This window comes from Lacticaseibacillus manihotivorans DSM 13343 = JCM 12514, assembly GCF_001435035.1.
Taxonomy (GTDB): Bacteria; Bacillota; Bacilli; order Lactobacillales; family Lactobacillaceae; genus Lacticaseibacillus; species Lacticaseibacillus manihotivorans.
This window is the reverse complement of the sequence record NZ_AZEU01000173.1, coordinates 1-5,609: the sequence shown is the minus strand read 5'-3', so window position 1 is coordinate 5,609 and position 5,609 is coordinate 1. Positions and strand designations below refer to the sequence as shown.

At 45.9% G+C, this 5,609-nt stretch carries 4 protein-coding genes and 1 tRNA gene; all 5 read left to right on the top strand.

The features are described 5' to 3' along the window. Nucleotides 1–440: 440 nt before the first annotated feature. The 5 genes from FD01_RS09755 to asnB all read left to right on the top strand — a co-directional run bounded on the left by FD01_RS09755 (nt 441) and on the right by asnB (nt 5,492). Nucleotides 441–692, top strand: a complete 252-nt coding sequence (locus tag FD01_RS09755; protein WP_056963983.1) for a helix-turn-helix domain-containing protein — start codon at nt 441–443, stop codon at nt 690–692. A 439-nt stretch (nt 693–1,131) separates the two neighbouring features. Beyond that, nucleotides 1,132–1,356 (top strand): DUF3173 domain-containing protein, encoded by a 225-nt coding sequence (locus FD01_RS09750; RefSeq protein ID WP_054719397.1) that lies wholly within the window; start codon nt 1,132–1,134, stop codon nt 1,354–1,356. A gap of 12 nt (nt 1,357–1,368) precedes the next feature. Next, the gene (locus tag FD01_RS09745) at nt 1,369–2,517 is read left to right on the top strand and encodes a site-specific integrase (RefSeq protein WP_054719400.1); all 1,149 of its coding nucleotides are present in this window, start codon (nt 1,369–1,371) and stop codon (nt 2,515–2,517) included. Nucleotides 2,518–2,921: 404 nt separating this feature from the next. Further along, nucleotides 2,922–2,994 (top strand) — tRNA-Ala (locus FD01_RS09740). A 539-nt stretch (nt 2,995–3,533) separates the two neighbouring features. Further along, on the top strand, nt 3,534–5,492 hold the full coding sequence (gene asnB / locus FD01_RS09735) for an asparagine synthase (glutamine-hydrolyzing) (RefSeq protein WP_054719403.1): 1,959 nt from the start codon (nt 3,534–3,536) through the stop codon (nt 5,490–5,492). The last annotated feature ends 117 nt before the right edge of the window (nt 5,493–5,609 follow it).

The window sequence follows — 5,609 nt, the reverse complement described above, 5'->3', positions numbered from 1 at the left end:
TCAGACCGGCCAGATGCGATTTCATGTCCCAAATACCGAGGTGAATAATCCAGGATCAATTATGTACGACAATCACTGAAGAACGAACGGATCAATCGTCACAAGGTCAAGAGCCATCGAATCAAAGAAACACTGCTGGAAGATTGGCTGATTGAAGAAATTGAAGACCCACAACCTCTTGAAGAGCCCAATCTAACTCCAAAAGAAGTCAGTAAGCTGGAAAATTTCATTGAAAACGAACGTCTTGCCATGTCGGTTGCAACGCTTTCTATGCCAGATAAGATTGTGCTGTATCAATATTACTATAATGAGCTGACAGATGCTGAAATAGGCGGGCGTTGCAACAGAACCAGCCAGGGAGTGAATTATCGTCGGCAACGAGCACTGAACCGACTTCGAACGGTATACAAAAATTTATAATGGATGCGGAGGAGTATTCAATGCATTATACAGAGATCGATACTCTTGTACCGATTATTTTAGCGGTTCAGGAGGACAACGACGACGCGGTTTCGCTTATGCTCGAATTATTTGATAGGGATATTGACTACGAGGCCAAGTACGGGCAACGGCGAATTGACCCAGACCTGAAGCAAGAACTTCAAATCAAACTGATCTACATTACTAAGCATTTTGATGTTCAGAAGCACCTGGCACAGCGCTCACAAAATCTTGGTCAGAAAAAAATATAAACTTTTTTCGCCAACCTCTTTCATTTCTACCAGTTTTCGTTGTCTGTATATAACGAAGCGGGTTTTTAGTTACCGCTGATGTCCTTTGACAATTGAATAGCGTTGTTCAGTAACAACGGCCGTCGCCATGACCTCGCAGAGTGAGCGAACACCAAGGCCAGATACTTGCACGTCACTCCCACGTAACGGGAGAACTGACCCACTGTGGATCAGTTAGCCGGTCGGGACCGGGCTGAACAACGCCGCTATAAATCGTTAATTGGAGGTGAATTAGCGCTCCACTTACAGGCCATAACGTAAGTAGAGCTAGAAGTGATAATTTCCTGTCATGAATTTTAACACTAGTCGTACAAGTATACGTGTCAGTATATTCGTATGTATCTGCTGGAGGTATAATTGTAGTTGGAAGTACCCAGCTACTATTAGGGAAGGAGGCACAATGACCCGCATCGTAACCCCGACTTTGACCAAGCATGAGCTGATGGCGCTCGGCTATGGGCCTTCGTTCTCGAAGGATATTATCCGTCAAGCCAAACTACTTTTGGTGAAAAGCGGACACCCTTACTATAAGTCAAAACGGCTCGGTAGAGTTCCAATTACTACTGTTGAGGAGATACTAGGGATTGAGTTAGATTCAGGCTCATTTGTTGGTCATCTGCAATGAGGAGTAACGAATATGCCTAAACTTGCAGATCCAATTAAACAAAGTTCTACCGATAAAACTTGGTATTTTCGAGCCAATGTCGGCTTTAACGAAAAGACTGGCAAACGTGTCCAAATTCGTCGTAGTGGCTTCCGAACCAAGAAAGAGGCTCGTGAAGAATACAACACAGTTATGGCGGCTGGCGCAACACCAGACGAGACGAACCTCAAAGAAATTCAATTCAGCGAATTTGTGGATACGTTGTTCTTGCCGTGGTACAAAGGACGTGTAAAGGATTACACTTTCCGGACACGAGAGTATTGTCGCAAACTCAACCTGAACTACTTTGACGACATGCTCGTTAGTAAGATTACTTCGGTTGATGTGATGAAATGGCAGAACGAGTTGAATGCCCGCGCCAGCAATGCTTACACTCGAATAAATCACTGCTTACTATCGCAGATTTTTAAACAAGCCGTAATTATGGGCTATGCTAAAGAGAATCCGGCTAAGGTCGTCGGCAATGTACGAAAAATTAAGAAGCAGATTTCATTCTGGACGTTGCAGGAATTTGAAACGTTTATTAGCTCGTTTGACATCACGGACTATCAACAACACTTCTTATTTATCAGCTATTGGTTGATGTTCTTCACTGGCTTACGGCTAGGTGAAGCGACTGGGCTGTTCTGGGACGACATCGACTTTGAGCAAGGAACGCTTCAAGTTGAGCGAACGTTGCATTTTCGATCAGTGTTCGACTACGATTTATCTGATCCTAAGACGGTAGCTAGTCGGCGTGTGATTACGTTGGACACAACTACACTTCAATACCTCAAAGAATGGCACGCGCGCCAGAAGGATCATGTCAGTTCCGACTTCGTGATTTCACAAGATGGTGTGCCGATTGGACGAGGTAAGTTGGATAAGCCGATGAAAGACCACACCGACGAATTGAAACTCAAAGCTATTACCCTTCATGGGTTCCGTCACTCTCATGCAGCTTTGCTCATCAGCTTAAAAGAAAATCCGTTGATGATTAAAGATCGTTTGGGTCATACAGATGTTCAGACCACGCTTGGTGTGTATGGACATCTCTACCCGAACAGCAATACTGAAATGGCGCAACGACTCAACGGTCTAGTGACCTACAAGCCGAAAGTGAAGGAAGAAGCAGTCGCTTAGGTGACAGCTAAAGAACGTTAAAAACCGGGTTGTGCCATTTATGTGCCACCTCGGTAGTGCACCATCTTAAAACGTTGATATGGAGGGCTTGAATGCCATCTCAAATTCACCCCTCCAAAGTGAAAATGTTGTCGGCTTCCCAACCGGCAACACCCTTACCCCAGAGGTCGCCAGCTTGGCGGCCTTTTTTGTATGCTAGAGCATTTAAAAGCGGGCTTAGCACCGAGATAGCCTGCATGCGGCGGTGGGCTTGGTCTATAGCCCGGTGTTGTATGCAAGCTATTGTTGGTGCGTTGCTTTGAAAATCGCGACGCTGCGTGGCAAATGTGTTCCTTTAGAAATTATTTCGCAGATGGAAGCCCTTTACAAAATGAACTAACATGATACAATATATTTTGTGTTTTGGGTCCGTAGCTCAGTTGGGAGAGCGCTGCCTTCGCATGGCAGAGGTCGCGCGTTCGAATCGCGTCGGATCCAGATTAGGAAAGCATCGGCAAATGCCGGTGCTTTTTTGTATAAATTGAAAATTGCGCACAAAAAAGCCTCCAAGCCGATTAGCTTAAAGGCAAAAGACGTATGCTGGGTTATCAGGCCAGCGGGGACGCCCATCATTCATGTGACACTAGATATTAGCGTGGATCAGTGCATACAACTGGTCACTTTTCTCACTGGATTATACGGAGCAGGACGTTTCGTGAACAAAGTTAGAGAAAAACGCTAATTAATGAGACGTCTGCCGCCCCGGCAAGCAGGGCAACGGCAGACGTTTTTGATTAAAGGCAATAAAACGCGGATAGTTCCTGTTGACAGATAGCAGAAATATTCAAAGGGCCCCTGGTTATCTTTGTATGAGTAAGGAGCTCCTGGTTTGCAGACTTGAATTTGCTAATTAACTCGATCTTAACATCAAGCTTGTTGTATTTGAGTAAAGCCTTCGCCATTTGCTTGACACCAATGGAAGTTTTCCTTAATCTTGGTACAGTCTATAGTTGAAAAGCTGGAGGAGAAAACTACCCATGTGTGGAATTATTGCGTTTGACGACCCAACGGTGCTGGATAAGGAAGACACCATTGAAGCGATGATGGAAATGATCCGCCATCGCGGGCCAAACCTTGAAGGCGGCGGGCATTATATCAATGATGAAGTCGCGCTAGGCTTCTGCCGGCTGAGTATCATCGACCTTGGTGGTGGCGGTCAGCCGATTTATAACGAAGATGGTACCATCGTGATCACCTTCAACGGCGAAATTTATAACTTCCAAGCATTACGTGAAGAATTGATCGCAGCCGGTCACATTTTCAAAACCAAAGCGGACACTGAAGTCTTGCTGCATGGTTATGAAGAATGGGGCATGGCTGGGACGTTGGATCGCGTGCGCGGCATGTTTGCGTACTTGATCTATGATGAAAACAAAAAAGCCTTGTTTGGTGCCCGCGACTTCTTCGGCATCAAACCCCTTTACTACTATCAAAATGGGGACACCTTCATCGTCGGCTCTGAAATCAAAGCCTTCTTGAAGCACCCAAACTTCAAAAAAGAACTTAATAAAAAGGCCCTCAAGCCTTATTTAATGAACCAATATAATGATCTTGATGAAACCTTTTTCAAGAACGTCTACCGTTTCCCAGCCGGTCACTGGTTTGAATTCAAAGACCAAAAGCTCGATATGCACGAATATTGGGATGCCAAGTACGATTTGAACGAAAACCGTACAGAAGCGGAAACCATCGATGCCATCGACAAAGAAGTGGTCGATTCCATCAAGTTGCACAACGTCGCTGATGTACCAGTGGGTTCCTTCTTATCAGAAGGGGTCGACTCCAGCTACGTCACCACAGTATTGAAGCCACATGAAGTGTTCTCCGTGAACTTCGACAACGGGCCTTTTGATGAAGCCAGCGTGGCGCGTGGCTTAGCCGAAGAAAACGGCTTGAATTTCAACGTGGAAACTGTTGATGGTGATGAAGCCTTCAATGATTTTGCCGAAATGCAATACCATATGGATGAACCAGATGCCAACCCGTCTGTCATTCCATTGTGGTACTTGTGCCGCTTAGCCCGCAAGAAAGTCACGGTGGCCTTGTCAGGTGAAGGCGCCGACGAATTATTTGGCGGTTATGTCAACTACGGCATGCACACTAAAAAACAAGTGATCCGCGTGTTTGCCAACTCCTTGCACAAACTACCGCGCGGCGTGCGTTACTCCTTAGGTCGCGGCATCAAGCATTTACCAGCCTTTCCTGGTAAGGTGCACTTGTACACTTGGACCGCCAAGCCTTCTGAATATTATGTGGGCGAAGCGTTCATTTATGACCCTGCACAACCAACTATTTTCACCAGCGACCAAGCCAACGGTGTGTTGCAATCTGAATTTAAGAACAACTTGACGGTCAACGGCATTTACCAAAAGGATTTCGCCAAAGTTGAAACCGCTGAAGAACTCAAGCAAATGCAATATATCGATTTGCATCACTTCATGCTCAACGACATTTTGCAAAAAGCCGACAAGATCTCCATGGCGCATTCTTTGGAGCTGCGGGTGCCATTCTTGGACCGCAAAGTTGCCGAACTGGCTAACTCGATTCCAAGTCACATGTTGCTCAACCCGAATGGCTCCAAGTGGGTCTTCCGCAAAGCCGCTGAAAAGCATTTGCCAGCAGACTTTGCCAACCGGCCAAAGCTGGGCTTCCCAGTGCCAGTGAAGACTTGGTTGCGCGAAGCCAAGTATTGCGATCGCGTGCGCGCTTTGTTTGAAGAAGATTGGGTCGCAGACTTATTCGATCAAAAGAAGATCTTGCAACTGCTGCAAGACAACTTCGATGAAAAAATCGATGGTCGCCGCCAGATCTGGGTGCTTTACACCTTCTTGTTGTGGTACAAGATGTACTTCATCGACTGGGAAGGCACCGTTAAGAAATATGGTCATGTCCAACCTGATGTGGCCAAGTTGATGGCTAGCGGCAAGCTGGTTTAAGCCATGAAAATACCCCTTGAATCGTTTGGAAAAGCGATTCGAGGGGTATTTGCTTTAAAAACTAAAACATGAAAGCTTGAATCCAGACTGATTCCTTGGCATCACTTGCGTTGTACC

What these genes read in the sequence shown, in the direction of transcription:
- asnB (WP_054719403.1), top strand. Translation starts at nt 3,534, where the DNA reads ATGTGTGGAATTATTGCGTTTGACGACCCAACGGTGCTGGATAAGGAA.
- FD01_RS09755 (WP_056963983.1), top strand. Translation starts at nt 441, where the DNA reads ATGCATTATACAGAGATCGATACTCTTGTACCGATTATTTTAGCGGTT.
- FD01_RS09745 (WP_054719400.1), top strand. Translation starts at nt 1,369, where the DNA reads ATGCCTAAACTTGCAGATCCAATTAAACAAAGTTCTACCGATAAAACT.
- FD01_RS09750 (WP_054719397.1), top strand. Translation starts at nt 1,132, where the DNA reads ATGACCCGCATCGTAACCCCGACTTTGACCAAGCATGAGCTGATGGCG.